A 587-nucleotide genomic window follows, 5' to 3' on the forward strand; every position below is an offset into this window, starting at 1 on the left:
TCCAGCAGGCCGACATTGTGGTTGCGGTGCGAGCCGGGGTGGATCTGCATGACCAGCCCGTCGTCCAGGCTCATGCGGGCCATCTCGGTCAGCATCTGGGCCCGGAACAGCTCGGCCTTGGCCGGGGTGACCTCGCCCTTCAGCAGGCTGTGGAACAGGGCTTCGGCCTCGACCTCGGAAAGGTCGGCCGTGGCGGCGGTCGGGTGGCCGTGGTCGGAAGACGTCGCCCCGGCTTCGATGAACGCCTGGCGGCGCAGGCGGTGGCCTTCCAGATAGCCCTTCCAGCTGGTGACGTCCTGGCCGCAGACCTCGCCGAACCGCTCGAAGGCGCGGCCGAAGCGCTCGTCCTCGAAGTCGATGACCGCGTCGGGGCGATAGGCGGTGATCACATGGCCGCCCCAGCCGCTCTCGCGGATGGCCTTGTGGTGCTCCAGCCGATCCTGCGGGCCCTCGGTGGTGGCCAGGGTCTCGATGTTGAAGCGGTCGAACAGCGCCCGGGGCCGGAAGGCCTCGGTGGCCAGGGCTTCGTTGATGCGGTCGAAATAGTCGTCGGCGTTGTCGGGGCCGAAGAACTGCGTGAAGCCGAA

The 587-nt window shown here is 68.7% G+C and carries 1 protein-coding gene; it reads right to left on the minus strand.

What is annotated here, in order from left to right:
• The coding region (locus AC1DMQ_RS25780; RefSeq protein WP_477036374.1) for a glucuronate isomerase at window positions 1-587 on the minus strand (587 nt) is incomplete at both ends.

It is taken from the genome of Caulobacter sp. 05L422, from assembly GCF_056397765.1.